Annotated in this window: 28 protein-coding genes and 3 pseudogenes; 18 read left to right on the top strand and 13 right to left on the bottom strand. The window is 69.1% G+C overall.

The window, feature by feature from the left end:
• Nucleotides 1-59: 59 nt before the first annotated feature.
• Nucleotides 60-521 carry an SRPBCC family protein gene (locus tag AB0F91_RS37005; protein ID WP_360605373.1) on the bottom strand — a complete coding sequence of 154 codons (462 nt, stop codon included), beginning with the start codon at nt 519-521 and terminating at the stop codon, nt 60-62.
• 1,473 nt (nt 522-1,994) lie between these two features.
• On the opposite strand from AB0F91_RS37005, the gene AB0F91_RS37000 reads away from it, so the two are divergent.
• The gene (locus tag AB0F91_RS37000; protein ID WP_360605371.1) at nt 1,995-3,179 is read left to right on the top strand and encodes a substrate-binding domain-containing protein; all 1,185 of its coding nucleotides are present in this window, start codon (nt 1,995-1,997) and stop codon (nt 3,177-3,179) included.
• 547 nt (nt 3,180-3,726) lie between these two features.
• Here the strand turns inward: AB0F91_RS37000 and AB0F91_RS36995 are convergent.
• The 3 genes and pseudogenes from AB0F91_RS36995 to AB0F91_RS36985 form a co-directional block, all read right to left on the bottom strand.
• Nucleotides 3,727-4,071 (bottom strand): annotated as a pseudogene (locus AB0F91_RS36995) (alpha/beta hydrolase); the annotation flags it as partial.
• Nucleotides 4,017-4,725 (bottom strand): annotated as a pseudogene (locus AB0F91_RS36990) (DUF6351 family protein). The pseudogenes AB0F91_RS36995 and AB0F91_RS36990, both read right to left, overlap by 55 nt.
• 176 nt (nt 4,726-4,901) lie before the next feature.
• Nucleotides 4,902-5,786, bottom strand: a complete 885-nt coding sequence (locus tag AB0F91_RS36985) for an aldo/keto reductase (RefSeq protein WP_360605369.1) — start codon at nt 5,784-5,786, stop codon at nt 4,902-4,904.
• Between the two features lie 83 nt (nt 5,787-5,869).
• Between AB0F91_RS36985 and AB0F91_RS36980 the strand changes: the two genes are divergently transcribed.
• From AB0F91_RS36980 to AB0F91_RS36970, 3 genes are all read left to right on the top strand, one after another.
• Nucleotides 5,870-6,427 (top strand): helix-turn-helix domain-containing protein, encoded by a 558-nt coding sequence (locus AB0F91_RS36980; protein WP_360605367.1) that lies wholly within the window; start codon nt 5,870-5,872, stop codon nt 6,425-6,427.
• A gap of 720 nt (nt 6,428-7,147) precedes the next feature.
• Complete coding sequence (locus AB0F91_RS36975; protein ID WP_360605365.1) at nt 7,148-7,702, top strand: DUF2243 domain-containing protein; 555 nt, start codon at nt 7,148-7,150, stop codon at nt 7,700-7,702.
• A complete protein-coding gene (locus AB0F91_RS36970) occupies nt 7,702-8,634 on the top strand; it encodes a cytochrome c oxidase assembly protein (RefSeq protein WP_360605363.1) in 933 nt (310 codons plus the stop codon). Before AB0F91_RS36975 ends, AB0F91_RS36970 begins: the two co-directional genes overlap by 1 nt.
• A 247-nt stretch (nt 8,635-8,881) precedes the next feature.
• Here the strand turns inward: AB0F91_RS36970 and AB0F91_RS36965 are convergent, their stop codons facing one another.
• From AB0F91_RS36965 to AB0F91_RS36955, 3 genes are all read right to left on the bottom strand, one after another.
• Nucleotides 8,882-9,367 (bottom strand): hypothetical protein, encoded by a 486-nt coding sequence (locus AB0F91_RS36965; protein ID WP_360605361.1) that lies wholly within the window; start codon nt 9,365-9,367, stop codon nt 8,882-8,884.
• Nucleotides 9,367-9,948: a DUF2231 domain-containing protein gene (locus AB0F91_RS36960; RefSeq protein WP_360605359.1), complete on the bottom strand. Its 582-nt coding sequence runs from the start codon at nt 9,946-9,948 to the stop codon at nt 9,367-9,369. Before AB0F91_RS36960 ends, AB0F91_RS36965 begins: the two co-directional genes overlap by 1 nt.
• A 729-nt stretch (nt 9,949-10,677) precedes the next feature.
• Nucleotides 10,678-10,845 (bottom strand): hypothetical protein, encoded by a 168-nt coding sequence (locus AB0F91_RS36955; protein WP_360605357.1) that lies wholly within the window; start codon nt 10,843-10,845, stop codon nt 10,678-10,680.
• A gap of 361 nt (nt 10,846-11,206) precedes the next feature.
• Here AB0F91_RS36955 and AB0F91_RS36950 point away from each other — a divergent pair, with 361 nt between their 5' ends.
• The 8 genes from AB0F91_RS36950 (at nt 11,207) to AB0F91_RS36915 (ending at nt 16,265) form a co-directional block, all read left to right on the top strand.
• Nucleotides 11,207-11,845 (top strand): hypothetical protein, encoded by a 639-nt coding sequence (locus AB0F91_RS36950; protein WP_360605355.1) that lies wholly within the window; start codon nt 11,207-11,209, stop codon nt 11,843-11,845.
• Between the two features lie 68 nt (nt 11,846-11,913).
• Complete coding sequence (locus tag AB0F91_RS36945; RefSeq protein WP_360605353.1) at nt 11,914-12,267, top strand: phage holin family protein; 354 nt, start codon at nt 11,914-11,916, stop codon at nt 12,265-12,267.
• Nucleotides 12,264-12,905 carry a DUF3618 domain-containing protein gene (locus AB0F91_RS36940; protein ID WP_360605351.1) on the top strand — a complete coding sequence of 214 codons (642 nt, stop codon included), beginning with the start codon at nt 12,264-12,266 and terminating at the stop codon, nt 12,903-12,905. Before AB0F91_RS36945 ends, AB0F91_RS36940 begins: the two co-directional genes overlap by 4 nt.
• Before the next feature lie 560 nt (nt 12,906-13,465).
• Entirely contained in the window at nt 13,466-13,693 is a 228-nt protein-coding gene (locus tag AB0F91_RS36935; protein ID WP_360605349.1) for a hypothetical protein, read from the top strand.
• Between the two features lie 315 nt (nt 13,694-14,008).
• A complete protein-coding gene (locus tag AB0F91_RS36930; protein WP_360605347.1) occupies nt 14,009-14,335 on the top strand; it encodes a hypothetical protein in 327 nt (108 codons plus the stop codon).
• Nucleotides 14,332-15,129 (top strand): MBL fold metallo-hydrolase, encoded by a 798-nt coding sequence (locus AB0F91_RS36925; protein WP_360605345.1) that lies wholly within the window; start codon nt 14,332-14,334, stop codon nt 15,127-15,129. The genes AB0F91_RS36930 and AB0F91_RS36925 overlap by 4 nt, the downstream gene beginning before the upstream one ends.
• 361 nt (nt 15,130-15,490) lie before the next feature.
• Nucleotides 15,491-15,730 (top strand): RNA polymerase subunit sigma-70, encoded by a 240-nt coding sequence (locus AB0F91_RS36920; RefSeq protein ID WP_360605343.1) that lies wholly within the window; start codon nt 15,491-15,493, stop codon nt 15,728-15,730.
• Nucleotides 15,708-16,265, top strand: coding sequence for a Clp protease N-terminal domain-containing protein (locus AB0F91_RS36915; RefSeq protein WP_360605341.1), 558 nt, complete (start codon nt 15,708-15,710; stop codon nt 16,263-16,265). Before AB0F91_RS36920 ends, AB0F91_RS36915 begins: the two co-directional genes overlap by 23 nt.
• Nucleotides 16,266-16,845: 580 nt before the next feature.
• Here AB0F91_RS36915 and AB0F91_RS36910 read toward each other — a convergent pair.
• Together AB0F91_RS36910 and AB0F91_RS36905 are read right to left on the bottom strand one after the other, a co-directional pair.
• Nucleotides 16,846-18,972, bottom strand: coding sequence for a bifunctional polysaccharide deacetylase/glycosyltransferase family 2 protein (locus AB0F91_RS36910; protein ID WP_360605339.1), 2,127 nt, complete (start codon nt 18,970-18,972; stop codon nt 16,846-16,848).
• On the bottom strand, nt 18,972-19,463 hold the full coding sequence (locus AB0F91_RS36905; protein WP_360605337.1) for a hypothetical protein: 492 nt from the start codon (nt 19,461-19,463) through the stop codon (nt 18,972-18,974). The genes AB0F91_RS36910 and AB0F91_RS36905 overlap by 1 nt, the downstream gene beginning before the upstream one ends.
• Nucleotides 19,464-20,269: 806 nt before the next feature.
• On the opposite strand from AB0F91_RS36905, the gene AB0F91_RS36900 reads away from it, so the two are divergent.
• The gene (locus tag AB0F91_RS36900; RefSeq protein WP_360605335.1) at nt 20,270-20,746 is read left to right on the top strand and encodes a cupin domain-containing protein; all 477 of its coding nucleotides are present in this window, start codon (nt 20,270-20,272) and stop codon (nt 20,744-20,746) included.
• 3 nt (nt 20,747-20,749) lie between these two features.
• Here the strand turns inward: AB0F91_RS36900 and AB0F91_RS36895 are convergent, their stop codons facing one another.
• Nucleotides 20,750-21,997 (bottom strand): flavin-dependent oxidoreductase, encoded by a 1,248-nt coding sequence (locus AB0F91_RS36895; RefSeq protein WP_360605333.1) that lies wholly within the window; start codon nt 21,995-21,997, stop codon nt 20,750-20,752.
• Nucleotides 21,998-22,597: 600 nt separating this feature from the next.
• Here AB0F91_RS36895 and AB0F91_RS36890 point away from each other — a divergent pair.
• Nucleotides 22,598-22,957 (top strand): HPF/RaiA family ribosome-associated protein, encoded by a 360-nt coding sequence (locus AB0F91_RS36890; RefSeq protein WP_360605331.1) that lies wholly within the window; start codon nt 22,598-22,600, stop codon nt 22,955-22,957.
• A 1,210-nt stretch (nt 22,958-24,167) separates the two neighbouring features.
• Nucleotides 24,168-24,449 carry a hypothetical protein gene (locus AB0F91_RS36885; RefSeq protein ID WP_360605329.1) on the top strand — a complete coding sequence of 94 codons (282 nt, stop codon included), beginning with the start codon at nt 24,168-24,170 and terminating at the stop codon, nt 24,447-24,449.
• On the opposite strand, the gene AB0F91_RS36880 is transcribed toward AB0F91_RS36885, so the two are convergent.
• Together AB0F91_RS36880 and AB0F91_RS36875 are read right to left on the bottom strand one after the other, a co-directional pair.
• On the bottom strand, nt 24,446-24,769 hold the full coding sequence (locus tag AB0F91_RS36880) for a hypothetical protein (protein WP_360605327.1): 324 nt from the start codon (nt 24,767-24,769) through the stop codon (nt 24,446-24,448). The genes AB0F91_RS36885 and AB0F91_RS36880 overlap by 4 nt on opposite strands.
• 45 nt (nt 24,770-24,814) lie before the next feature.
• Entirely contained in the window at nt 24,815-24,940 is a 126-nt protein-coding gene (locus AB0F91_RS36875) for a hypothetical protein (protein WP_360605325.1), read from the bottom strand.
• 31 nt (nt 24,941-24,971) lie between these two features.
• Between AB0F91_RS36875 and AB0F91_RS36870 the strand changes: the two genes are divergently transcribed.
• From AB0F91_RS36870 to AB0F91_RS36860, 3 genes and pseudogenes are all read left to right on the top strand, one after another.
• A complete protein-coding gene (locus tag AB0F91_RS36870; RefSeq protein WP_360605323.1) occupies nt 24,972-25,301 on the top strand; it encodes a hypothetical protein in 330 nt (109 codons plus the stop codon).
• Between the two features lie 82 nt (nt 25,302-25,383).
• Nucleotides 25,384-25,521: pseudogene (locus AB0F91_RS36865) on the top strand (TipAS antibiotic-recognition domain-containing protein); the annotation flags it as partial.
• A 55-nt stretch (nt 25,522-25,576) separates the two neighbouring features.
• Nucleotides 25,577-25,717 carry a zinc-binding dehydrogenase gene (locus tag AB0F91_RS36860; protein WP_360605321.1) on the top strand — a complete coding sequence of 47 codons (141 nt, stop codon included), beginning with the start codon at nt 25,577-25,579 and terminating at the stop codon, nt 25,715-25,717.
• Nucleotides 25,718-26,020: 303 nt separating this feature from the next.
• Here the strand turns inward: AB0F91_RS36860 and AB0F91_RS36855 are convergent.
• On the bottom strand, nt 26,021-26,200 hold a 180-nt coding region (locus AB0F91_RS36855; RefSeq protein WP_360605319.1), incomplete at its 5' end, for a hypothetical protein.

Raw genomic sequence — 26,200 nt, 5'->3', positions numbered from 1 at the left:
TCCGCAGGATTCATGAACCGGCGCGGCCGCGCTCGGGGGCGGCCGCGTGAGGGGCGAAGCTACGGCTCGACGGTCTTGCGCGCCCGGCCCTCCGCCAGCGCGGCCAGCCGCGCCAGCGACTCGCGGTTACGCGGCCGCAGCACCAATGCCTGCAACGCTTCCGGGAGCAGCTTTCCCGGCCCCCGCAAAGCGCGCTCGCGCATGCGCACGAGCGTGCCTCCCCTCGGCCCACCGTCGGCGGTCAGCGTCACCTCGACATCCGCCGTGCCGAAGGGCCAGCCCTGTGCCTCCATCCGGAGGGACTCCCCCGATGAGACGGCGAGCACGACCGTGGTGTCCTCCAGCTGCAACGGCCACACGCCGACACTGTGGTGCAGCCGTGCGCCCTCCGCGGGCCAGGCGGCGTCGACGTCCCGGATGTGAGAACTGCCGACCACCCAGCCCGAGTACGTCCAGCCGTCCGCGAGGACGGCGAACACCGCAGACGGTGGGGCGTCGACCACGCGCGTCACTTCGATCATCGGTCCCTCCTCGGCGGCCGGCGTTGAGCCTTGCCGCGGTGGCAGTGGGGCGCTCACCAGCGATGGCACCCTTCGCGGCGCTGCGGACAGTCGTCCCCGGCGCGGTCCGGAGGCGCGACTTCGGTGGCCCCCTTCGTATGCGATCCGGTTACCCGCGGGTGAGCCGGGTAATCAGGCGCCGATGAGCGAGTTCGAAGCAGAGCGCCCCATGCCGAGCGCCGCCGACGGGGTGTTCGTCCTCGCCGCCGACACCGGGCGGCTCGGCGAACGGCTGACCGGGGCGCGTTTCCTCAACGAGTGCGAACCACCGGGCCTCCACCGCGACCTGTACCCACCCGAGTACCCCGACCGGCCACCGGCGGTGCTGACCGCGCTGCGCGCCGGGCTCCGGCTCGAGCGGGGCCATCGCGGTTGGCGACGCGGACAGCGGCTGGCTGCAGGTCATGCCGACCGAGGGGTCAGCTGCTTCGCGCCGATGTGCTTGGTGTCTTCCCGCCGAGCTCGAACACGTCCTGCGTGGCCGAGGACTTGTCGCGGCGCCTGGCCGAACTCGTCGCCGAAGACGTCCGGCTTACCGTCTTGTCTGTCAAGTGGAGTTCACCGGCGACAGATCCCCCAGCACCCAGCCTGATCGACAGTACGATCCGTCGATGGAGGCGCCCCTCGTGAGCGGGGCCGAGGCGGGCGGCGAGAGCCCACGCCGCCGCATCCGGACGCCGTGGTGGCGCGCTGGGTGCGGCTGACCGTCCGCCGCTCGACGCCGAAGCGATCTCCCAGCTCGTACACCGTGAAGCCAGCCTGACACCCCCCGATCAAGTCCTGAACCTGGCCGGCATCGAGCTGCCGCGCCTGCCCGGGGCGATCCGACTTCATCGGCGGCGGAGATGCTGACGACAGCTCAAGCCGCGGAAATTGCCACCAGACCATAAGGTCCAGGGTTTTTCGGCCGGCAAAGTTCGAGTTTGCCCATCCGGACAGCATCGGAGGTCGAGAATCCGGGGCGCATGTGGAGCAGCGGTGCTGCGCGTGCGAACTGGGCTCAGGTGCCTGCCATAAGGGGCTCCCTCCGAACGGGTGGATCTTCAGAGGTGCTTGGCCGCGCGGCACCTGTGCCCCTCTCGGCGTAAGTTGGCCCGGCCCTTTGGCCAACACGACAGCACCGGTCGGCATGGGAAGCGCCTCCGCCAAGGGCGGAAGGCAACGACAACCCCATCGACCGCCGGCTATTGCCTCCTGCGCCAGAGGGTATCCAGAGAGCCGCTGGCCGGCCTTGGTCACCAAAGGACTTCTCATCCCCGGGATTGCCGTTTCAGCCAGTGTCGCTTCGCGCCACCTAGAGCCAACCTGTACAGGTCAGCCGGGGTTTTCCTCGGCGCTGGTGTCAGGCAGTGTCGCGGCTGCCGGATGCCCTGCGAGCACCGGAGCCCCTTTCGATGCCCGCTCCCCTCACGTCCGTGTCGTCGGATCGGCTGGGTGTCCGCCGCCGAGAGCAGCAGTTGGGGCGGGGAGGGTCTGGGGAATATCGCCGCAGTCGCCGGAGTTTCCAACGAGCATGGACATTCCGGGGGAATGCGTCGGTCCGGGAACGGCGCCGTGATGTTCGAGCGGCAGGCCCCTTTCAGGGTGGGACTGGTCGTCCCCTTGCAGGGGCCTGCGGCGATCTATGGGGCGTCCTGCGTGCTGTGTTCCCGGCTGGCGGCCGAGGAAATCAACAATGCGGGAGGTGTGCTCGCCCGTCCGGTGCAGCTGAGGGTCGTCGACGGCGGGGCGGGCGTGGATCGGGTCGCGTTCGAGGTAGATCGACTGATCACCGCCGGGCAGATAGACGCTGTGGTGGGTTGGCATCTCTCCGCGGTGCGCCAGCGGCTGGCTCCCCGGACACGAGGGCGGGTTCCGTATGTCTATACCGCACTCTATGAAGGTGGTGAGTCAACGCCTGGGGTGTTCGCGATCGGTGAGACCCCCGAAATCCAGCTGCTTCCCGCCCTGACCTGGATGGCCGACGAGATCGGCGTCCGGCGATGGTTCGTCGTCGGCAACAACTACGCATGGCCGCACCGTTCCACCGCCCTCGCCCGGCAGTTCCTCCGGGACCATGACAAAGTGCGGGTCGACGGTGCCGCGTTCGTGGACCTCGGGACGTCGGACTTCGATGTGGTCCTGCGACAGATCGAGCACAGTGCCTGCGACGGGGTACTGATGTTCCTGGTCGGGCACGACGCGGTCGAGTTCAATCAGCAGTTCGCCCGACGCGGCCTGCAAGACCAATGCGCCAGGTTCTCGACACTCATGGACGAGAACATGCTGCGTGAGATAGGTGCGTCGTCGGCGCAGGACGTGTTCGTCGCCTCAGGCTACTTCGAAACGTTGCCCACGGCCGAGAGCCTCCAGTTCGGAGCCCGTTACGTCCGCCGGTTCGGTCCCGAGGCTCCGGTGCTCAACGCGCCCGGCGAATCCTGCTACGAAGGACTGTGGATACTGGCCGAGCTGGCGAACCGGACCGGCTCCGGCAACGTGGAACAGCTGCGCGCGACTGCCGAGCATTCTCGCTACCACGGCCCCCGCGGCAACATCCTGGTCGATCGTGCACGGACCGAGCAGACGGTGTATCTGGCGACCGCGGACCACACCGGCTTCGACATCCTGGCCAGCATCTGACGATTCGCGCCCGACTCGCTGCAGTGCACGGGTTCCTCACTGGCTCTCGCGCCCGGTAGGCATCGGCGCGTGGATCTGGGCGGGCCAGGCTGCCGTCGGCGGCGAGGGAGCCGCCGCGAGCCGGCTACCCCTCGTCGGCGAGGTCCGCTCCGGCTTCACGCCGAAGACCCTCGATCACCCGGCCAAGCAGCCGGGCAGGATCCTGTGGCCGAACCAGCCCCTTACCCGACCCAGGCCCCGCCCGCGCACAGGGACCGAGTGGGTCGAGCCGAAGCTGCTCGGGAAGGGGGCGTTCCGGTCGTAACCCCGGGACGGGCGGAACGGCACGGTGTCGAGGCGCGCGTTGAGCCAGGAATCGATCCGGACCCGGGTGTGCTTGCCCCCGGTGCGACCTTTCCGAAGAAATTGTGCGGTGCCGCCGGCCAGATGTCGAGCTCGGCGTCTTCGCCACGGTCGGCGAGAAACCGGCCGGCGACCGCCAGTGCCCCGGTTGATCCCGGCGCACCCGCAGGCGGCTGCCGCCCCGGATCGTCCGCCGCGAGGCTGGTCAGGACCGGATGAATTCGAGCAGGTCGGCGTTGATCGTCTCGGCCTGCGTCGTGGGCATGCCGTGCGGGAAGCCCGCGTAGGTCTTGAGCGTGCCGTTCTGCAGGAGTTTCGCCGACAGCGGCGCCGAGTCGGCGTAGGGGACGACCTGGTCGTCGTCGCCGTGCATGACCAGCACCGGCACGGTGATCTTCTTCAGGTCCTCGGTGAAGTCGGTCTGGGAGAACGCGACGATCCCGTCGTAGTGCGCTTTCGCGCCACCCATCATGCCCTGGCGCCACCAGTTCTCGATCATGGCTTCCGACGGCTCGACCCCGGGCCGGTTGAAGCCGTAGAACGGCCCCGAAGCATCGCGGAGCAGTTGTTCTCCAGGACGTTGAGGGTGGACGAAGCGACCGCGTACCCCTGCGACAGGAACAGGTCGTCGAGCACGTCACCGGTGCTTCTGCCCTGGTGGTGCCCGCCGTTGCAGCCGCCACCGAATGAGTGGACCAGTCTCCGGTTCCAGCTCGTGTCCTGCCCCAGCGGGGACGGCTCGCGCCCGTCGTAGAGCGCCGCCACCTCGTAGACGGCGCGGTCGATCGTGCCGGTCTCGACTCGGATGACGTAGGGCACCGTTCGGCCGCCGATCTTCGCGGTCGCCAGGTCGGCCGGGCGGTCGTCCGGATCGGCCAAAGCCCGGAAGGCGCCGGCGGTGGTGCGGTACTGGTAGCTGACCACAGCCGGCGCGGAACAAGTGGAGTTGCGGGCCGGCGCCAGCCCGAACGCCGTGGTCTCGCAGTAGTACGGCTGCTGCTGCGGTCCGGAGAAACCCGGGCCCGAATCGGCGTGGTCGAGCACCGTCACCGCGGCCTCGGCCGGAGTCCGCCACGAGGTGGTGCGCTCCGGGCCGCAGTCCGCGCACGAGCCCCAGGAAGCTCCCGTCCGCTTGTCGCGTCAGGCCAGCCACCGGTCGGCCGTCCGCCCGCAGGCGAACCGGGGCCGGGCCGGGTGCGGTCACGCGGACCAGCAGCTCCGTGCCACTGACGAGGTCGGGCCGTGGGTTGGACACGGTCGCGATGGTGACGCCGGACCGGTCACCCGCGGAAGCGGTCGCCGGTACCCGGCTGCGAGCAGCGCAACGCTCACCGCGCCCCACGCGGCTGCCCAGGTCCTGAGATGTGCGCGTCGCATCGCTCACGCCTCCGGAGCGAGGCGGGTGATCGCCGCGACGTCGTCTTCGGACAGCTCGATCTCCGCTGCGGCCAGATTGTCTTTCAAATGCGCGACGCTGGTGGTCCCGGGAATCGGCAACACCACCGGCGAACGGTGCAGCAACCAGGCCAGTGCGATCTGCCGGGCCGTCACGCCGTGCTTGGCGGCGATCGGCTCGACCACTGCCATGACCCGTTCGGTGTCCGGGCCTTCGGTCAACGTCACCGGGTGCCACGGCGAGAAGACCACGCCGCTTTGCTCGGCCGCCCGCAGGAGGTCGGCCCCGGTGCGAGCACTCGCGTTGAAGTGCGCGGTGAGCGCTGCGATCTCCACGATCGCCTGGGCGGCCCGGAACTGCTCGAGGGTTACATTGGACAGTCCGATGTGACGGATCACCCCGTCGTCGCGCAGCGCCGCGAGGGCGGCGACCTGGTCTTCGAAGGGGGCGTCCGTGGCCCGGCCACTGTGCAGGTAGTACAGGTCGATGGTGTCCACACCCAGCCGGCGAGCGCTCAGGTGAGCGCTCTGCCTCAGGTAGTGGGGGTTTCCGACGGCGCCGAGCGTGGAGTAGTCGTACCCACCGCGCACGAATCCGCCCTTGGTGGCGATCACCAGGTCGTCCGGGTAGGGGTGCAATGCGTCGCGGATGAGGACCTCGTTGGTGTGCGGCCCGTAGACATCGGCCGTGTCGATGAAGGTGACGCCGGCCTCCACGGCTGCACGCAGTACCGCCTTACCCCCGTCGCGATCGGGGTACTCGCCCCAGACCTGCTTCCCAGTCAGCTGCATCGCGCCGAAACCGATGCGAGCCACATCCAGGTCACCACCGATCGTGACGGAACGCGCCGACGACTCGCTCTGCACCATATGAGCCTCCACCTAGACTGATATTCTAGTTATCATATTACCGGATTCTAGTTATCATTTTCAAGCCGACGGAGGTTCGACGGTTGAGACTCGACGATCTGATCGCGGAACGCCGCCCACACCGCGCCGACGCGCGGCGCAACTTCGACGCGCTGGTCGCGGCCGCGACGGAGGCGTACACCGAACTCGGAGCGGACGCGCCAGTGGAAGAGATAGCGCGGCGCGCAGGTGTGGGCATCGCGACGCTCTACCGCAACTTCCCGACGCGCGTGGACCTGATGGAGTACGTCTACCTGACCTCCGTCAGCGAGCTCGTCAAGTACGGCCAGGGACTAGACCGGACCGACCCGTGGGGCGCCCTCGCCGCGTGGCTGAGCCGATTCGTCACGCACCTGGCAACCAAACACGTCCTCACCACGGTGCTGACCCGCGAGTCCCAGGGGTACCTGCCGAGCCGCGAAGCCATTTACGGCGTCGCCGATCCGCTCTTCGAGCTCGCCCAGCAGTCCGGGGCCGTACGTGCAGACGTGAGTGCCGACGACGTGATGCGTGTCGTCTTCGCCGTGACTGCCGGGGTCTACGTGGACGATGCCCAGCGCCAGCGGGCCGTCGAAATCGTGCTCGACGGAATCCGGACGTGATCGACGCGCGCTGACGACCTCGGCAGTCATTGGGAAACCCGAACAAGAAGCTCGCCCCATTTCCTGTGAGCCGAGCGAATGACCTGGTCCGTCGACACTCCGCATACTCCGCTCGTCCGGAGCACGAGGTTGCCTGGCCCTTAAGCGAATACGGGCCTGCATCCTGGGGTCCAGCGTCCGCGCGGCGTTCCCCTTGTCGTCCACGATGCCCCACGCGTGGAGGTCGTCGTACTCCTCCAACCACGTCACACCGCGGTCGCCGACCAGCCAGTCGCGGCGACACCTTCGGGCTTCGAACCTGATCTGGCGGCTCGGCGGACTCCCGGGCAACGACGCGGCGCGAAAGCTTTTGTGGTCGCGCGCACCAGCACCGACCGCGCCCGGTTCGCCCTCCTTATCGCCACGGGCCGGTCCAACAGGTCACCGGGATGCGGAGGGGTGGTTCTTGCGGAGTGCGTCGGCAGCACGTCCCGCTTGGATCTCGGCCAGGCACAGAGCCCGGGGGAATCCGGCCCGCCTCGATGACACCGTCGCGTCGGTCATGGCACCCCAGGCGGATCGGCCACCGAGCTTCTCGGCCTTGGTGAGTTTGCTCGTCCCTGATAGTGGATCGGTGCTCGCCGAGACAACGGCCCGACCGACTGTGTTTGACCAGCGTCACGACGGGCAGCCGGGGCATCGGGAGCCGGACGATCGCCCGACCGGAGTGGAGACCCTGCGATGACCAACACAGCGCAGAGCAGTAGCGTCGTGGCACCAGCGAGCCTGCGGCTGCCGGGGATAGTGCTCGGAGTGGGACTCGGCGGGTTCATCGACGGGATCCTGCTGCATCAACTCTTGCAGTGGCACCACATGCTGACCAGCACGAACACCGACAACATCGGGGTGAGGTACTACGACCCCGCCACCGTCTCCGGGCTAGAGATGAACACGGTATGGGACGGCGTCTTCCACACCGTGTGCTGGCTGTCCGTTCTGCTGGGCATGGCCATCCTCTACTCCCGCGTCACCCACGACCGCCGCAGCGTGTGGACCTCGCGCGGCCTGTGGGGCTGGATCCTGGCCGGCTGGGGGCTGTTCAACCTCGTCGAAGGCGTCCTGGACCACCACATCCTGGGGATCCACCACGTGCACGGCGGCGCGTACCAGCTCTGGTGGGACATCGGTTTCCTCATCGTGGGAGCCCTGCTGTTCGCCGGCGGCTACCTCCTCCAGCGCAGCGGGCGCCCCTACGATCCCGCCCCGGCCGGCAGGTCGGCAGAAGGGCGCGGCTGATGGACATGACCGGACACACCCCTGAGCCGGGCACCGGCATCCTCTCGATCGTGGTGCCCGCACTCGCCTTGGCCGTCGGCACCGCCGGGTACCTGCACCTGGCCCGACGCGCCCGCCGTCGCAACCCGGCGTTGGGTTGGAGCCGGTGGCGGACCGCCGGCTTCACCATCGGCCTCGTCCTGCTGGCCGTGGCGCTCCTGCCGCCCGTCGCGCCGTGGGCTCAGACCGACTTCCGGGGCCACATGATGCAGCACCTCCTCATCGGCATGTACGCACCACTCGCACTGGTGCTCGGTGCGCCCGCCACCCTGGTACTGCGCGCCGTGTCCGCCCGCCGCGGCCGACAGCTCACCACCGTCCTGCGCAGCCGGACAGCTCGCCTGCTGGTACATCCCGCACTCGCGTTGCTGCTGTCGACCGGCAGCCTCGCGGTGCTCTATTTCAGCCCGCTTTACACCGTGCTGACCAGCCGGCCGATCGGCCACTGGCTGTTGCACACGCACTTCCTGCTTGCCGGCTTCCTGTTCGCCTTCGTCATCGCCGGGCCCGACCCTGCCCCCGCCCGGCCCGGCGTTCGCACCCGTCTGATCTATCTCGGTTGCGCCATCGCCTTGCACGCAGGGATCTCACAGCTGATGTACGGGGGCTACTGGATCACCATCCACGCCCCCATCACCCAGGTCCAAGGCGCCGCGGAGATCATGTACTACGGCGGCGACATCGCCGAACTCCTCCTCGCCGCCGCCCTGGTCGCCACCTGGCGCCCGCAGTGCCACCGCAGAAGCGGGCGTGACACGCCCCCGTGGCCGCGATCCGGCGGGCTGCGCGGCACCCGCGCGAATCGCGAACCTCACCAGCGGACCAGATTCGGTGACGTCGCGGAGCACGCCGCTGCCTACCGCAGAGTGGCGGGCGACTTCCGCATTCGCTGATTCTGTCTGAATTGCTGTCGCTGCCCTACGCCGACGCGCGCTCGAGGACATCACGCTCGACCCGGTGCGTTGGAGGACATCCAGGCAATGCTTCCTGTGGCACCCAGCGCAGATGCAGCTTGTCGGACAGCCCTCGTTGAGGAATGCGGCACGTCTACTGCCCAGCCGCTTTGGTGGACCGGCGTCGAGACCGCAGGGACGCCGGCGCGCCAATGGTCGCCTAGCGTGAGCGCCGCCCGTGATCGGCTCACATTTCCGCGGTGAACGCGCGGGCTCCGGCCTGCCGCCGGAACGGTTCAAGCGTCTGCCGTTGCCGGGCGGCCCGCGCGAGCAGTTCGTCGAAGTCGGTGTCCGGGAGTCGTTCGCGCAAGTTGGCCACCTCGTCCAGGGTGTGCCAGAGGATCTTCTTGCCCTCGATGCCCATGGCGAGGATCTCCAGCTCCAGGAAGCGGCTCAGCGGCGAGTACGACAGCCACCGGCCGTTGCGCTTGAGCCGGCCGAGCCGTTCCGCGACGGACGCCACCGCGACCTTGGCCGGACTCGGCCGCACTCCGAGAGCGCCCATGATCGCCTCGAAGGTCCGCACGTCCTCTGCGATCGCGTCGGCGACCTCCGCCAGCGCCGCGCCGAGCTCGGTGCCCTTGTTGTTGTCCCGGGCGCGGCGCGCGACAGCTCGCCAGGTGACTCCGAGCGCGAACTGGTCGCGTAGATAGATCGCCAGGAAGTCGGTCATCACGGCGCCTCCGTCCTCGCGGATGGCCGGCGGAAGGCGCCGGCGCCCTGGGCGTGGGACAGGTGCCCGTCGAGCGCGCGCCCGCAGCTGAGCGCGAGCAAGCCGACGGGGCTGAGGGCTGTGCCGGCCTTGGCCGGGCCACCCAGCCGAAGGCGGTTGGAGGTCAGGAAAATCCCGGCGGCGACGGCGTTGGTCGCGGCGTGGACGAGGCCGACGCGGCGCTGTGACAGGTCCCCCATCTCGCTGTAGTCCGCTGCGCCCAGCACCACCGTCGGCGGCGTGGCCCGCAGCCCGATGTCCACGAGCCGGCGAGCGGCGGCTTCGTTGCGGGGCGGAGCGTCCAGCAGCGCCGAGTGCAGCCACGCCCCGATCGGCCCGGTGACCGCCGGTGGGCGCAGCGGGTGCCCGAACGCACGACCGCGCAACGTCCGGCCGGCCCTTCCACCGAAGAGACGCCGCAACGGTTTCACCACCAGCTCGGCGGCCCCGTCCAAAGCCCGCGCCCGCTCCGCCGCGGCAAGCAGGCGGTGCGGAGTGGCAGCCGGCTCCACCTCACTGCAGCTCTTGTGCGTGTTCGTCATGGCGCCCGGCTACCCGTGACGACGCCCGCCAATCGCGCACGCGGCCGAAAAGCGCATTCAGCACCCGCCCCGAGGGCTTCGGTCGACCATGACGAAGCCGCCACCCCCGGTTACGCGCGGTGCGGACGGGAGTACTCCGCCTGCCGAAGAGGGTGGCCGGTCGGGCACCGGCTGCGCCTGCTCCGACGGCCGCCGACGAGCCGATTGCGCTCGTTTACGGTCTTCCGCCGAACCCGTTCACCGAAATCGGTGTTCCGGGCGAATCTCCCGCTACGGCCACGTTGGGGGTCCGGCACAAGTGCAGGGATGCAAAACCGCCCCGTGGACACGATCATCGTTGCCGCCGGTGCCTGCTGACCGGCGGTGCGGTCATCGCAGAGGCCGAGAAGCGGTGCGCCGTTGCCGGGCCGACTGAGGGAACTCGAAACCGAGTTCGTCACAGCGCCCCGCCCAGAAGAAGCCGACGCAGACCCACGGCTTCGCGAAGACACCGAGTGCAAGCTGAACCAGCTCACCGAATGCCCGATCGCCGCCCGATTCGCGACGCGGTCCGCGGCACCGCGGATCCGACCTCTCCAACGCCGAGAGCGCCGAACTCGCCCTGGCTGTCGGCGCGACGCCGGCGTGGCTGAGGAGGTCGAGCGGCTCTACGCGACATTTGCTCCCGAGGGACCCACCCGCGCGGCCGAGCCTCTGGGAGCAGTCGATTCCGCCGTGGGCGTCCTGTCCTCACCGCGGCTGCATGCCGCCGTGATCACCGCCGCCCTCGTCCTCGGTGTTGTTGTCCGAGGACGCCGGAGGTTGGTCGCGGAAGGTGGGTTCGGTGTGTTCCTGGCCGAAGTCGGCGTCTTGTTCCATGCTCTCCGCGGTGACCGGATCGATTTCGGGTGTGCTCATGTTTCCTCCGGCGGTTGACAACTCGACGGCTCGCGTCGGGCTTCGTGCTCTGCGTGCCGACGGGTACCGCGACAGTTCCTGTCCAAACTGAAAAAGCGGCCAGTTTGCCGGGAAGGCGCGCCTCAAGCCGGTTGGCGGTGCCTCAGGCGGCTCTGAGAACGGCCGTCCGAAAAGACGGCGGTTTGCGGCTTCGCCTCACGGGTAGCCCGCCGCCCAATGCGGGTGGCCGACACGTTCGCGCGATCCGCGCAGGGAGCGTGGCGACGCGCTGATGTGTGGGAGAGACGACATGACAGAGCAACGAGGCGGCCAGTCGCCGCCGAGGAACGCCGGCGGTTCACCGGGCGCGACCGAGGGTGCGATGGACCAGGCGAAGGAAGTTGCGTCGACTGCTGCCGACCGGGGTGGTGCCGTCGCACAGGAAGCTGTGGCGAAAGCGAAACACGTTGCGGCACAGACGGAACAAGAGACCCGCGACCTGCTGCGCGAGAGCCGCGATCGCATGATTTCGCAAGCCAGGGACGGCCAGCAAAAGGCTGCCCAGAGCTTGCACGCGTTGGCCGACCAGTTCGGCGTGATGTCCGAACGCGCGGAGGGAACCGGTATCGGACCGGACTTGGCCCGGCAACTGTCCGAGCGCGCGCATTCCACGGCGCACTGGCTTGAGGAACGGGAGCCCGGTGAGGTGGTCAGCGAGATCCGCGGATTCGCGCGCCGTCGGCCGGGGCTGTTCCTCGCGAGCGCCGCTGCCGCCGGAGTTCTCGCCGGCCGGCTGACCCGCGGCATGCTCGCCCAGCAGCAGAAGCCGCAGCCGAGCGGCGGGACCGAGTCAGCCGCGGATCGTGTTTCCTCCGGGGCGGGGACGAACGGGGCGGAGCCGATCGAACCGCCGGCAGCGCCACAGCCGCCGGTAATAGAGCACTCGGCCGCTCCCGTCGGCTTCACCGCTGCGCAGCCACACCCGGCGGTTCCCGGATCCAGTGCGTCGGGGGTGTCGTGATGACTCATCCCTCACCGCCACACCGGACTGCCGGGTCCGACCTCACGGAAGCATCAGTGGGTGAGCTGATGACGCAAGTGACACGGGACTTCTCCACTCTCGTCCGCCAGGAGGTCGAACTGGCGAAGGTCGAAATGAAATCCGAAGCCCGCAAAGCCGGCAAGGGCGCCGGAATGCTCGGCGGAGCGGGATTCGCCGGGTACATGGTGTTGCTGTTCCTCTCGCTGGCTCTGTGGTGGGGCTTGGCCACCGTGATGGACCACAGCTGGGCCGCGTTGATCGTCGCGGCGGTGTGGATTGTGGTCGGGGCGGTGCTGTACGCGACCGGGCGCAGGGAGATGCGCCGGGTCAATCCCAAACCGCAACGGACCGTGGACACGCTCCAGCAGGTCCCAGGTGCTGTGAGAGGTGAGCGAGGATGACCAGACCAGACCAGATCCGAGACGACATCGAGACCACTCAGCGGGAGCTGAGTGCCGACGTCAATGCACTGACCGAGAAGGTGACACCGAGCCGGATCGTGCAACGGCGCGTCGGACGCATGCGGTCGGCCATGACGAGTGCCAAGGACAAGGTGATGGGCACGGCCGAGGACACGCCGTCCGCCGGACACGCGCTCGGGTCGGTCGCCTCCCGGACCGGTTCGCTGGCCTCGGACACGGCCGAGCAGATGCGGTCCACCGCTTCTTCCGCAGTGGAAACCGTCGCCGCGGCCCCGAAATCGGTTCGCCGCGGAACGGAGGGCAACCCGCTTGCCGCGGGGCTGATCGCCTTCGGCGCGGGCTGGCTGGTGGCCTCGCTGGTGCCGGTCTCCGAGCAGGAGAAGGCGGTCGTGGGCCAGGCCACGGATCTCGCGCGCGAACACGCTCAGCCGGTCGTCGAGCAAGTCGCGCGGGAGGCGAAGGAAAACCTGGCCGAGCCGGTGCACCAGGCCGCCGAGTCGATCAAATCCACGGCCGGTGAGGCCGTCTCGGCGGTCTCGGACGAGGCGCAGTCGGCCGCCGGCGACGTCGGGGACCACGCGCGCCAAGCGAAAGAGAATGTGCAGCACCGGACGTGACGCCGATCGCCGGTGGTGCGGCTGGCGTGGCGTCGCACCACCGGTTCGAACGGGTTCGGACAGGAGAGCCGGGCGGGTCGCAGGAGGACAAGGAGCGTCGCGCACCGGCGTGCCGTCCCCCGCTCTTCGCGCTGTCACCCTCCGGGCGACGGCGAACCCCGGCCGGATGGCTCGGCAACCTTCAGCCTGGCCACTCCGCGCCAGTGGGGATCGAAGGAGGCAGCCGACGACATCGGCGAACGAGCCGGTCACCACAGCGTTGAAGAAGCGCAATGGGAGCCGGCGAACTGTTGCGGATACCGTGGCAGGGATCGCCGGGGAGAACACCGCCCACCGCCGGGTCGCACCTGCTCCCCTGGGTCGGGGTGGTCACCGTTCCCGCCCGCACACCACCGCGTTCCAGGTTCTCGACCTGCCGCGGTCGCGCGATTCCGCTGCACCACCGGCGATTAACCACCTCTTGTGCCCCACGGCCGACCGGAACACCCGGCTAAGGAACCGGTGACGGCACCTTCGGCGGACCAGCCATCGAGCGGAACGCGACTCTCGTCCGCGCAGCAGTGAGCACCAAGAACCCGCGCGACCGGACCACCGGCCCCGAGGTCAACCTCGTCGAGGACAGCGCCGCGACCCTGCAGGCACTGTTGCCGAAGCTGAACGCAAACCGGACCGCTCCTGGCGCGAGACGATCGAAAGGAACGTACCGGCTGGTGGGAGGCCGATGGAGCGGCAGGCCGCCCGCGATCCTGTTGTCGTTGTGCGCGTACGGTCGCAACCCGCGCACCTGACCGCGGACACACCGGGCTCACATGCCGTTTGGCGCCGAACCATTGAGGCCTGTTTCGACGTCCAGTTTCTCCGCGAGCAACTGCACGAGCTCGATGAGGCCGATGACGAGTGCGACGACCACCGACAGCGCGGTGACAGTGAGGAATCACCGGGAAGCGGCCACCCGCCGTTCGATCAGATCGAACCCGGCCGCCACGTGGCACGTGACGGCCCACGCCACGCTGAACCTGTCCCGAGCAACACCACAGCCGTGGACGTGTAAGCCGCCGCGGGCCGGGTAGCCGCGTGATAGCCGTCTTCCCGAGGAGTTCTCCGTGATCGAAGCCAGCGCACCGCTGATGCCGGCGAGCAGCGCAACCGTCTGGCACGTCCGGCGCGAGGCCTCTTCGCGCTACCGCGTGCGCTACTGCTGCCGGGGCAAGCCCTGCGGGGAGTTCGACCTGCTGCTCACTCCGTGGCTGCCCGCGGAGACCGACCTGCCCTCGATCACCGAGGAGGCGCTGGCGCTGTGCGCGGCGGGCCTGGTGCTGGACACCTTCGCCACCGCCATTCCGGTAGAGGTGGACTTGGAGAACATGACCCAGGTGGATCCGGCCTTCATGCCCCGGCTTCGTGACCGATTGCGAGGGACCATCCGGTGAAACCACTCCCCCAGAACTCGCTCACGTTCATCGGCACCGCGACGACAGTGCTGCGCCTCGGCCCGTTCACGATCCTCACCGACCCGAACTTCCTGCACCACGGCCAATGGTGCTACTTCGGCCAGGGATTGTTCTCCCGGCGCCGCACGGAGCCCGCACTGCAGCCGGCGGACCTGCCGCCACTGAGTGCCGTCGTGCTGTCCCACCTGCACGGCGACCATTTCGACCGCGTCGCCGCACGTGAGCTGCGTCGTGACGTCCCCGTCCTGACCACCCACCACGCGGCGACCCGCCTGGGCCGCCGCGGGTTCAGCAGCACGGTGGCGCTGCGCACCTGGGACGAACAAACCCTGAATGAAGACGGCGCCACCCTCACCGTCACGGCGGTGCCCGCTCGGCACGGCCCCGGCCTGCTGGACCGGGTCTTGCCGCCGGTGATGGGCAGCGTCCTGGAGTACCGGTCCACACCAGACGGCGACCCGATGCGGATCTACCTCAGCGGCGACACGGTGGTGCACGACCAACTCGCCACGATCCACGACCGGTTCCCCGACCTCGACCTCGCTGCCATCCACCTCGGCGGCACCCGAGCCTTCGGGGTGCTCGTCACCCTCGACCACCGCGGCGGCCTTGAGCTGGTGAACCTGCTGCGCCCGCAGCGGACGGTGCCCATCCACTTCGACGACTACGGGCTCTTCACCTCCCCCGTCTCGAATTTCCTCCAGGCGGTGCACGACCACCGGGCCTCGACGAGGGTCCACCTCTTGCAGCGCGGCGAATCGCTCCCACTCTGAGGCCTCCGCGGTTCGGGCAACGCCGACAGCGGTATCAACCACGCCGCGCCGAAGTGCTGACCCGGACCGACGCGGACGTGGTCCGCATCGACGGCGTCCGCTCCACCGAGGCCATCACGGAGATCCGGTCGGTAATCGACGACAAACCGTTGCTGTGCAACCAGATCACGGATGGCAATCACCGCGCCTGTCCCTATCCGGGCTCTCGGCGCCCGGGGCCGACGGCGCGATCTACAGCACGCCCTGCCTGTTCGCCGACCAAAGAAGCCATGGCCGCGCTCATTCGCCTCCGTTCCTCCGGCTGGCTCCACCTCATGGTCAAGCAAAGAACTCCGCGCAACCGTCAGCTTATGTTGACGATATGAAGACACGCGCGGAGATCGCCGAGAGCGCGGCCAGTTCCGACCCCGACCTCGGGTTGCGGGTCGTGGCGGCGGTGCGGGCGCTGACGGAGGAATTGGAAACGCTGCAGGTGGATCGGGCGCTTGTCGGGTGGTCGAGGCAGGACGTCGCCGCCTGGCTCGGCGTGAGCAAGCAGACAGTGCCACGCAAGCACGGGCGCAGAATCGGGGGGCGCAATGAGAAACCGGCAGTTCGGTGATGACGCCCGCGCTCTGGTGCGGACGGCACAGGAACGCGCCCGCGCGCTCGGGCATCCCGGGATCTGTTCCGAGCGCTTGTTGTTCGCGGTCGCGGACGCACCCATCCGAGTAGGCGAGGTGGCCCGCGAGTACGGCTTGACTCCCGACGGCGTCGCCACCCAGACCGACCGGCTCCTGGCCAGGCCGCGCCGGACGTTCGACAACCTGGACACGGAGGCGCTCGCCGCGATCGGCATCGACCTGGACGCGGTACGCGAAGCCGTCGAGGCCAATTTCGGCGCCGTCCCGGCACCTTTGCCGCGGAGCCGGCGCCGCCCGAAGCTGCCCGGACGCCTGCCGATCACCGGCCGGGCCCGGTCGTGTCTGCAGGCCGCGGTCACCGAGGCCGGACGCCGGGGCGTGTCCCCCGCCGGAGCGAACCACCTCGGCGCTGTCGTGGTGGGCACGACCGGGGGCCTCGTGCCGCCGATCCTGGCAGCCCTCGGCATCTCCGCGCCGACACTGCGGGCAGCACTTCTCGAACGCACGCCATGACCCGCCGAGGCTTAAGGTGGCTGCTCGCAGCAGCAGCGACCGCCTGGGCAGGCAAGCTGGCGCATCATCCACCTGGAAGTAACCCGCTGGCACCACCTGGACTCACATCTGCGATTCGCTCCGCCGCCGGCGCCTCCTGGCAGTCCGGCTCCTGGCGCCGGACTACCGGTGATCATGGCCCTCGCGGTCTCCGGAGCCGCTCCGCTGACGTCGATCGTGGTCCTCACGCTCCTGCTCATGCGGCCGTCCCAAAAGGACAACCAGCAAGCGTAGAGCGCAGCGCGGGATCCCTGCGGCAGGTCTGCTCGTCCATCTCCCTCACCACCGCCGAGCCGCGGGTCTGCTACGGCCGCACCTCGACCCCGCGCCACCAAGTCCGTGTTTCAGACGGGCCATCGAGAATACGGTGGCCAGTCTGAGCCGTCGGGTGGTCGAGTCGGGTCACGCCGCACAGGTGATCACCAGTCCGGCAAGGGCGTTGACAGCCATGGCCGGGCACCCCACGACCTCCTGGTGCTGGGCACTCGCCGCTTCTTGGTTTCAGCAGAGAGGCGAATCGTCGGTAATGCAGCGCCTCTTCCTACGAGCGGCCGGATGGGTTCGCGGTGTCGATGGTGAGTCCTGTGCGGTGCAGCTTGTGCCAGGGCAGCGGCGCACCCGCGAGTGCGGTCACGACCGATTGCACGACAACGAGGTACATCAGCTGCCGGTACACGAACTGCTGCAACGGAAGCAGCAGCAGCGAACGCATGCGCTCCCCGTCGAGCCGGAACGCGATCACCGCAGGAATCGCCTGCAACGCCAGAAAAACCAGCCAGTACCCGCCGACGGTGAGCCAATCGCTGGTGAGGATCCCGAAAATAGCCGCGGCATCCACCAACGGCGCCAGCACCGGCAGCAGCACCTGAAACAGCAGCAGGTACGGCAGCCCGCGCCGGCCCAGGCGGCCGGCGGCACCTCGTTCGAGCACGGCGCGGCGGTGCTTCCACACCGCCTGCAAAGTTCCGTAGCACCAGCGGTACCGCTGCTTCCACAGCTGCCCCAGCGTGGCCGGCGCCTCGGTCCAGGCCCGCGCCTCCTGCTCGTACACGACCCGCCAGCCATCGCGTTCCATGGCCATGGTCAGGTCGGTGTCCTCGGCCAATGTGTCGACGGGAATGCCGCCGAGCCGCACCACCGCGGACCGGCGGAACGCGCCGATCGCCCCCGGCACCGTCGGCATGCACTCCAGCACGTCGTAGAGCCGCCGGTCCAGGTTGAACCCGATGACGTACTCGATGTGCTGCCACTGCCCGAGCAGGCTGCGGCGATTCCCGACTTTCGCGTTGCCGGACACCGCCCCGATGCCGGGGTCGGCGAAGTGCTGGACCAGTGTGCGCACCGTGCCGGGTTCCAGCACCGTGTCGCCGTCGACGAGCACCACCAGTTCCGTGCGCGCCGCGGCGATCCCGGTGTTGAGCGCCGCGGCCTTCCCAGCGTTTGCCTGCCGGATCAACCGGACGCGCCGCGAGACGTACTTCTCGACCAGTTCAGCGGTGCCGTCGGTCGATCCGTCGTCGACCACGATCACCGCGACCCGATGATCCGAGGCGAGCACCGAACGGATCGTGGCTTCGATCCCGGCCCGCTCGTTGTAGGCGGGGATGATGACGGTAGCCGGTGCGGTGACGGCGCGGAGATTCGTCGACCGTCGCCGCCGGACGTGCACCGCGGTGGTGATCAGCATGACGACGGTGCGCAGTCCCGCGAGCACACTGGCGACGATCAGCAGCGCGGCCAGCAGGTCCGCGACCGCGTTGCTGGTCTGCACGGCCCCGATCAGCAGCCAGCCGGCCGCTATTTGGCCGAAACCGGCCGGGGCGCCGGCTGAGGCGAGGCCGACCGCGTCGCTCACCGTACCCAGCCGCCAACCCTGGGCTTGCAACGCCGGGATCAGCCGATCCAGCGCCGCCACGGTCTGCGCACGGTCACCGCCCGCGTCGTGCATGAGCAGGACTGTTCCCCGATCGTCCTTCGGCGTCGAGTTCGCGACGATCGCCGCGATGCCCGGCCGTTGCCAGTCTTCGGAGTCGGTGTCGGAGAGCACGGCGATCTTGCCGGCGGCGCCGATCCGCTGGATCGAACGCCAGGCCGGGTCGTCGACCGAAGCGGGGGTGGCGGAATACGGCGGACGGACCAGCGCCGGGGACAACCCGGCCGCACCGGCCACGGCGAGATCGGTGAAGCGCAGCTCGAGCTGAGTGCGCAGGTCGCCCGCCGAACGGAGATCGACGTGCGTGGCCGTGTGGTTGCCGATGTCATGGCCGCGGGCCGCGATGTCCCGCACCAGCCCCGGGTACTCGGCCGCGTGCGCACCGGTCACGAAGAACGTGGCCTTGACGTGGTAGCGGTCGAGGACAGCGAGAATCGCCGGAGTCCAGGTCGGGTCGGGCCCGTCGTCGAAGGTCAGGGCCAGTGTCTTGTCCGGTGGTCGCCGCACGTCCGGCGCGCCGTTGCGGGCATCGATGAACGAGCCGCCGGTACGCACGTTGTCGGGCACGCTCGCCGTGGTCGACTGAGGCGTGGTCTCGTCGCTGTGGAACCCACCCAGAACCACCGCGTGCAGCGCGAGCAGACCGACGACGGCCACCAGCACCGAGAGCAACAGGAACCAATGCGCACGCGGGGCCGGGGCGGGTCTCCGGAGCCGGTGACGGCTGGTGGCCATCAGGGCCGCGGCTTCTTGCTGACATCGGGCTTGCCCGGGGGCGTTTCCGGCGCGTGGGTACTGCGGTGGTCAGTGCCCGGAACCGGTTTCGACGGGGTGGTGGCGGGGGGCTGCGCGGCGGTCGTGGTCGCGGATCGCTGCCCGGCGTCCACCGGGCCGGCGCCGGCACTCGTCGGCGTGGTGTCACCGGCGGTTTCCGGTGCCGAGTTGTCGTCGGTCGCGGTGGGCTGATCCGGTGGGTCCGGGGGCGTGGTCGCGACGTCGGTGGGCTGGGGGCCGAGCGGCGCGAGCGGGATCAACAGCGGCGACGGAACCGGGGCACCGAGCAACGCGGCAACCAGAACCGCGACGTAGCCGATGGTCAGGACACCGCCGCTGATGGCCACCCGCCGGAAGATCTTCCGGCGACGCCCGGTCGCGTCCACGAACACCGGCGGCTGCGTTGCCGCGGCTGCAGCACCGTCGTCCGCGAGATCGACCAAGTCACGCATGCATCACTCCATCGGCGGGGAGCACCACCTAAACACACCACAATCAGTGAGCGAAGCACGCTCCGCGTTCAAGCATTCGAGGTCACACCCCGGCCCCGACGAACCCGGCCCGACACCGCCCGCTTCTGCTGCGGGCCGTCCCAGCGGCGCGCAGGCGCAACGGGGTGCCGCGCGGATTTATCTCCTGGGTGAACTGATCCGCTGCGCTTCGTCGCCGAAATACGGCCACCGAGCCAGGGCGGCTCACCCGAGCGCAGCCCCGGACGCTCGCAGCCGCCAGCTGACGACGAACTGTCCGCCACACCGCCTTCCCGGCGCCCGTACGCCGGCCGCAGCCCCATCCGACAGCCGGTATCGCAGCGCGGGGCGCGACTCCGCCACATTGCCTCCCACGGCCCGCAGAACCGCGATTCATGGACCACTGAATCTTCTTCACCGCATCGCTGCTCTCGGGCCCGTACGAGTGAGAACTCGGGTGAAGGCTTAGGGCGATCTGCGTGTCCCTCCCCAAGGCAGGACGTTGGCAATGGACCGACAGGCCCAGCTCGGCCAGTACCACCTTCGCAGTGCTCTCGATGAGCTCCTGGGCGCTGCCGATGACCTGCGTTGAGTCTGTGACGATCGCGCGCTCGATCCGCCGAAGGTGCTCCAGGAGCGCAGACGGGTCCTTCAAGTCCGGTGGTCATCGCGCCAGGCGACCCACCATCGGCGTCGGATTGGCCGGACAGGCTATCTGTCTGCGGCTGTACATCGGGAGCGGCATGGCGCAAAGTGCTTAGCTGACTGACCATCGGCCAGGAGGTGTGATGACCGGCGAGGAAATCGTGCTCGGTCCCCTACCGAAGGGGATCACTCCCGCCCACGAGGGCATGCGGAAGAAGGTGTGGAACGTGCTGGGGCACACCTATTCCATGAAGTCCGCCAGCGAGTCGAGCTTCGCGTTCGAGACTCTCGACCCGCCCGGCACCGGCGTACCGCCGCATGTCCACCCGACCCAGGACGAGCACATCTACATCCTGGAAGGCGTGTTCACCCTCTACCTCGACGGCAAGTGGGAGACCGCGGGCCCCGGCGACACCGTGCGGATGCCGAAGGGCCTCCCCCACGCCTACTACAACCGCAGCGAGGGCATCACCCGAGGGCTGTTCTGGGTGAGCCCGGCCGGGCGGCTCGCCGAGCTGTTCGACAAGCTGCACAACCTGGAGGACCCGGCCGAGGTGGTCAGGCTGTCGGCGCTGCACGACGTCGACTTCCTGCCGCCCGGTTCGGTGGAGGGCGCCTGAGGTTCACCGGCCGGGGTCGTTCACCTGCTGCTGCGATGCGCCGGAAACCTGGGCGTAGCCGGTGACGACCGCCTCGAGCGTCGCCGCGTCGATCACGTCTTCGAGGCGGGAAAAGCCGTCCGGAGCGCGGCGTTCCACCTCGTCGATGACGTTCTCCGGCCCGCCCTGGCGATTGCGGAGCACGACCTCACTGGTGGCCGCCAGGCGGTCGTCCTGGTACGCCCGGAGTGCCTCGGCAGGATCGGGGTGCTGCACCAGTTGCTCGGCGAGGCTGGTGGCGTCGAGGATCGCCTGGCCGGCGCCGTTGGAGCCCATCGGGTACATCGGATGGGCGGCGTCGCCCAGCAGCGTCACGCGCCCGTACGACCAGGCGGGCAACGGATCCCGGTCGCACATCGGGAACTCGAAGATCTCCTCGGTGGCCTCGACCAGCGCGGCGTGGTCGACCGTGGGCAACCGGAACCGCCCGATGTGGCGGTCCAGCTCCGCCCGGTCACCGGGTTTGGCCCAGTCCTGTCGCCTCGGCGGCGCGGCACCGGGTTGCCCGGTGCGGATGCAGATCGCCCAGTTGGTGAGTCTGGTGCCCGCGCTCCGACCCTGCGCGATCGGGTAGACCACCAGCTTGGCCGCGGTGCCACCGGCGACGATCATCGAACGACCGCCGCCGAACTCCGGCCAGTCGGTGGCACCGCGCCACATCAGCACGCCGTTCCACCGCGGCGGTCCCTCCGCCGGGAACAGCAGGGACCGCACGGTCGAGTGGATCCCGTCGGCCGCCACGAGGACGTCGCCGCGCACGGTTGTCGGCGTGCCACCGTGGCGGTCGGCGAAGTGCGCCTGGACGCCACTCTCATCCTGGTCGAACCCGATCAGGCGGTGCCCGGTTCGCACCGCGTCGGCACCGAGCCGCGCCCGTACCGCTCGCAGCAGCATGCCCTGCAACCGGCCCCGGTGCAGGCAGAACTGGGGAAGCGTGAACCCGGCGTCCAGCCCGCACGGCTTGCGCAGGATCACCTGCCCCAGCCGATGGGTGTAGAGAAGCTCGCGGGTGCGGATCCCGACTTCGTCGAGCGAGTCGAGCAAGCCGAGCGCGGCGAGCTCCTTCACCGCGTGCGGCAACGCGTTGATCCCCACGCCCAGCTCGGTGATCCGCTCGCTCTGCTCATGAACGACACACTCGATGCCTTCGTGGTGCAACCGCAGAGCCGCGGTCAACCCACCGATCCCCGCTCCGACGATGACGACCTTCACAGCCACCTCCTGTCCCGACCTCGCAGCATCGCCGAAACGCACAGTTCACGCCACCCCCCCATCGGTGGCGGCGCCTGCGAGGGAGGCGTTCGCCGGTCCGGACGCTGTGGTGCCTGAGCTTCCGGAGCCGCTACCACCCGAGGATCACTCACGCAGTAGGGTGCCTCAGCCGACGACCAGGCCGCCGGTGACGTTGGCGATCGCACCGGTCATCGCACTGGAGCAATCTGAAGCGACGAACGTGGCCACACGCCGCCCGAACCTGTCACGTCCGCCACCGAGCAGCGGGTGCGGGCGGGTAACCGGCGGCTCGAGCTGTCCAAACTGGACAAGGTCCCCTGCTCCGGGCAAGCAGACCTCGACAACCAAGCCACAGCTGTGTGCAGGACAGCACCTGGGCGCCTCACGGCGGTGAAAGCCGACGGCGGCGACGATCTGGGCGCGCCCGGTCCCGGCTCCGTGATATCAACTGGCGCAAGCCCACCACCCGTCTGCTCGCCGACACGAACACCCTCGTTGCGCGACCAGCGGCTTACACTGTCGTGCGATGTCCTTCTCATTGTCACCGCTGTGCTCGCGTCTGCAGAAGGGAACCAGGCAATGCAGATCCAGATCAGCACAGACAGAAACCTGCACGGCGATGCGGAGCTGATCCAGGGCTTCGAGACGGAGCTCGAATCAAAGCTCGCGCGGTTCAGCGACCGCCTCACCCGGCTGGACGTCCACCTAAGCGACGAAATGGGCGGTGGCACCGATGGCGAAGACCTGCGGTGCGTGATCGAAGCCTTCCCCGTCGCGCGAGAGCCGGTCGTCGTCACGAACCGCGCAGGCTCGGTGGACGCCGCGTTCAACGGCGCGGTGTCCAGGATCGAGCATGTCCTCACCACCCTGTTCGGCCGCACCAGCCACCACAAAGGAGGCGAGTCCATCCGGCACATGCCGAGCGACAAGCACCGCTGAACCGTGCGGTTCTGTTCAGCGCCGAGGTGCACCTTTGCCGTCCTCCTCACCCGCGTTCACGGCGCCAGCGGTGACTGCCTCGGACACAGAGGCATTCGCTCGCAAGGTCTCCGTGACGCCGGGATGCCACCCGTGAACCTGTCCCCAGCGGCGCGAGGGAACCGCTTTTGCCATGCGACGTTCCGGCTGCGACGCGGGGAGGTCTCCCCGATGCCCGACAGGTTGGTTGCAGCCGCCGTGCTTCTCGTTCTTCATTCGCGGACGTCAGCCGCCGGGTCGATTCGACACCGAACGGCACCATAGCGATTGCAGGCAGGGCAGCGCACAGTTCGGCTTCTCGTAGGAGTCAACGTCCGCGAGCTCGCCGCGGGACCACGGCGTCGGGACGAACCGTCCCCTGTCAACTATCGTCATTGCGACCTGCGCCGCCGTCAGGGCGCGGTGGTCGGCGCCGTGTAGCCGTCGAACGCGTATGGCCACGGCGCGTAGCCAGGTGCAGTCTCGAATCGCCCCACCATGCCGACCGCTGTGTCACGAGTGACGCCGCCGCGACCACACCCTCGGCAGCCGTCCCGGTCCGCTCGATGAAGCCTCGGTCGGAGTTACCGTGTGGCATCAGCAGCAGCGGGGCCCGCGGACGTTGTCGCACGAGCTCGACGGCTGGTGGGCCGGTCACCGACGCCAGCACGCGCTGCGCCCGACTTGCGGCCACGCGCCAAAACAGCGCCGCGAACTCCGGGGCACCATCGTGGAGCCTTTTGGTACACCGTCTCGACGCACCGCGCACCGGCCAACCCGAGGTGTTTTTCAACGCCGGTCCTGGCGAACACGCTGTTCTCATCGTGAGCCAGAGCCGGCGTCGCCAGCCCGGCCGATGCGCAGTACCCAGTAGCTGCTCCGCCACCGCCGCTGTCGTCGGCATGGTCATGAATGCGCGGGGCCGGACCGGATCGACTTGCCGGTCCGCGGCGCCCGTGGGCAGATAGGGCGCGCGAAGCCCGTTCGGCTTCGGGGATGATCGCCGGGCTCGCGGTGGAGAATGACGTGTGCCATCTGTCGCCGCACCACCTCATGGAACGTCGCTGCCCTCCGGGGTTGGTAACGCATCGCGCGACGACTTGCCCCAGGGCCACCGCCATCTGCCTGGCGTCGCTGGCCCCAGGCGGTCCAACGCAGCTGATTTTGCTACGTCCGGAGCTAGACTCTGCCGATGAGCGAACGCGTCGAAGTCACCCGGACGGGGCCGATGGAGTATCGGGCTGTCGTGCAGGACGGGTTGGACACCACGCAGCACCGGATCACGATGTCGCATTCGGTGCTCGACGATCTGCTGATCCCTGACCTCGACACGCACGCCGTGGCGCGGGAGACGGTGAAGTACCTGCTCGACCGCGAGTCCGGCGACGAGCTGCCGCGGGAGATCGACCTGGATCGCCTCAGCAACGACAACCAGAACTTCGTGGCCGAGCTCAAGGCCCGGCTGACAAACTAGGCGCAACGCGCCGCGCTGGCCCCCAGGGCGTATCTGACAACGCTCAGCCACTTGCGATATTTCCGCGACGCCTCCGATCCTTTCGAGTACACCTCGGCGTACCGGTCCACAAGGTCCGGTCGGCTGTCGCGCAGCCAGGACAGGAACACGTCCTTCACGCCGGTCGCGAGGTACAGAGGCGTGGACTGCGCGCTGATCGCGCCGGCGTCGGCGACCGCGCGCACCAGCTGGTGCAGCTGCACCGGGGAGTCCGTCATCAACGCCAGGATCAAGGCCATGAACACGGCGCAGCCCAAACCCGCCCGGCGAATCGCCGTCACGGTGGGCAGCCTGGCGCTGGTGGCGGCGGTACCGGGCTCGAGGGACTACTGGAGGTCCTCGTCCATGATCGAGATGGAGATGCCCACGTTGACGTTGACGGCACCAGCTGCCCGGGCGAGCCGGTCGAGGTCGCGGCGCATCAACGAGTGTCCGCCCGGATGCTCCGCCACTACGACGCGATCGGCTTGATCAACCCCCGGCGTGGTCGCCGCCAACGGGTACCGCTGGCACAGCTGGGTGGAGCTGTTGCGGTTGCAGCGCATCATGGTTCTGCGCCGGCTCGGCGGACTGGACCAGCTCGGCGAGATCCTGCGCAAGCAGTCCGACGAGGCGACCGCGCTGCGCGGCCACCTGATCCAGCTCCAGGCCGAGCGCCGGCGGCTCGACACGATCATCAGCACGGTCGAGGAGACCATCGACGACCTGGACGCAGCCCGCATCCAGAACCCGCAACGGTTCTTCGCCGGTCTGCGCCAGGACAGAGCCACCATACGGAAGTCCCTGGCGGAGTCCTTCGGGCCGGCGAGTTGAGCCGCCGTCGACACCCGCTGCAGCGGACCAGGGCGAGTTCACCACCGCGGACTACGAACACGCGACGGCGAAGAATGCTGCAGTGTTCCGGCGGCCGGCCGACGTCATGCGCACCGGAGTGGCACCGGACGAACCCGCGGCGCTGCACGCGATCGGCGACCACTACTACTTCGTCCAGAAGTACTGGCAACCAACACCCGAGGCGTACGCGGCGCTGGGCCAGCTGAACCTGAGCGGTCCCCGCCAGCGGGGCATGGCCGAGCAGGCGGGACGCCATGGCGCGAATCACCGACGCGACCCTCGCCGGCGAGATCACCGTGCCGATCGCCGCTACCTTCCCGATCGAGAAGATCCGCGATGCCGTGGCACAGCAAACCGGACGCCACGTCCACGGCAAGATCGTGATCACGCTATGACCCTGAGATGCGTCGGCGGAATGCCAATACTCATGAGTTGCACGCCGAGGACGTCGCGGGAGGTCGCGGACGAATAGCTCGCACCGCGCTAACCCAGTCGAACCCCCGGGCGGCGATGTTCCGGCCACTCGGCCCACGGTCGCGAACTCCCCGACACCGGAGTCCTGCGACGCGCCCTGCCGGTTGCCCCATGGCCGCCCCTTCAGGCGCTGAGGCGGTAGCGCGCGGGCGGCTCACGTCCTAACCGCCCGGCCGGCCACCGCACCCGCCTGCGGAACCCAGCACGGGGCGGATGTCTGGCCTTTAGGCGCCGAGGCGGCTGTAGAGACGGCTGGCCAGGGACGCGGCCAGTTGGTTCACCGCGCCGGATGGATCGAGCTGCGCGAATTGCCCGAGCAGCTCCGCCGCCGCGTAGGCCTCGGCCTCCGACAGCACCGCCACCCACCGCTCCCGCCGCCCCCGCTCCACCAACCGCGTCAGGGC

It is taken from the genome of Amycolatopsis sp. NPDC023774, assembly GCF_040639695.1.
Classification (GTDB): domain Bacteria; phylum Actinomycetota; class Actinomycetes; order Mycobacteriales; family Pseudonocardiaceae; genus Amycolatopsis.
The sequence above is the reverse complement of the archived record's forward strand: the minus strand, read 5'-3'. Positions and strand labels throughout refer to the sequence as shown.

Coding starts and splice junctions, on each gene's coding strand:
- AB0F91_RS36885 (WP_360605329.1), top strand. CDS start 24,168: ATGAGCGAACGCGTCGAAGTCACCCGGACGGGGCCGATGGAGTATCGG.
- AB0F91_RS36860 (WP_360605321.1), top strand. CDS start 25,577: ATGGCGCGAATCACCGACGCGACCCTCGCCGGCGAGATCACCGTGCCG.
- AB0F91_RS36890 (WP_360605331.1), top strand. CDS start 22,598: ATGCAGATCCAGATCAGCACAGACAGAAACCTGCACGGCGATGCGGAG.
- AB0F91_RS36905 (WP_360605337.1), bottom strand. CDS start 19,463: ATGCGTGACTTGGTCGATCTCGCGGACGACGGTGCTGCAGCCGCGGCA.
- AB0F91_RS36900 (WP_360605335.1), top strand. CDS start 20,270: ATGACCGGCGAGGAAATCGTGCTCGGTCCCCTACCGAAGGGGATCACT.
- AB0F91_RS36910 (WP_360605339.1), bottom strand. CDS start 18,972: ATGGCCACCAGCCGTCACCGGCTCCGGAGACCCGCCCCGGCCCCGCGT.
- AB0F91_RS36915 (WP_360605341.1), top strand. CDS start 15,708: ATGAGAAACCGGCAGTTCGGTGATGACGCCCGCGCTCTGGTGCGGACG.
- AB0F91_RS36975 (WP_360605365.1), top strand. CDS start 7,148: ATGACCAACACAGCGCAGAGCAGTAGCGTCGTGGCACCAGCGAGCCTG.
- AB0F91_RS36920 (WP_360605343.1), top strand. CDS start 15,491: ATGAAGACACGCGCGGAGATCGCCGAGAGCGCGGCCAGTTCCGACCCC.
- AB0F91_RS36955 (WP_360605357.1), bottom strand. CDS start 10,845: ATGAGCACACCCGAAATCGATCCGGTCACCGCGGAGAGCATGGAACAA.
- AB0F91_RS36970 (WP_360605363.1), top strand. CDS start 7,702: ATGGACATGACCGGACACACCCCTGAGCCGGGCACCGGCATCCTCTCG.
- AB0F91_RS36965 (WP_360605361.1), bottom strand. CDS start 9,367: ATGACCGACTTCCTGGCGATCTATCTACGCGACCAGTTCGCGCTCGGA.
- AB0F91_RS36950 (WP_360605355.1), top strand. CDS start 11,207: ATGGACCAGGCGAAGGAAGTTGCGTCGACTGCTGCCGACCGGGGTGGT.
- AB0F91_RS37005 (WP_360605373.1), bottom strand. CDS start 521: ATGATCGAAGTGACGCGCGTGGTCGACGCCCCACCGTCTGCGGTGTTC.
- AB0F91_RS36945 (WP_360605353.1), top strand. CDS start 11,914: ATGACGCAAGTGACACGGGACTTCTCCACTCTCGTCCGCCAGGAGGTC.
- AB0F91_RS36985 (WP_360605369.1), bottom strand. CDS start 5,786: ATGGTGCAGAGCGAGTCGTCGGCGCGTTCCGTCACGATCGGTGGTGAC.
- AB0F91_RS36940 (WP_360605351.1), top strand. CDS start 12,264: ATGACCAGACCAGACCAGATCCGAGACGACATCGAGACCACTCAGCGG.
- AB0F91_RS36960 (WP_360605359.1), bottom strand. CDS start 9,948: ATGACGAACACGCACAAGAGCTGCAGTGAGGTGGAGCCGGCTGCCACT.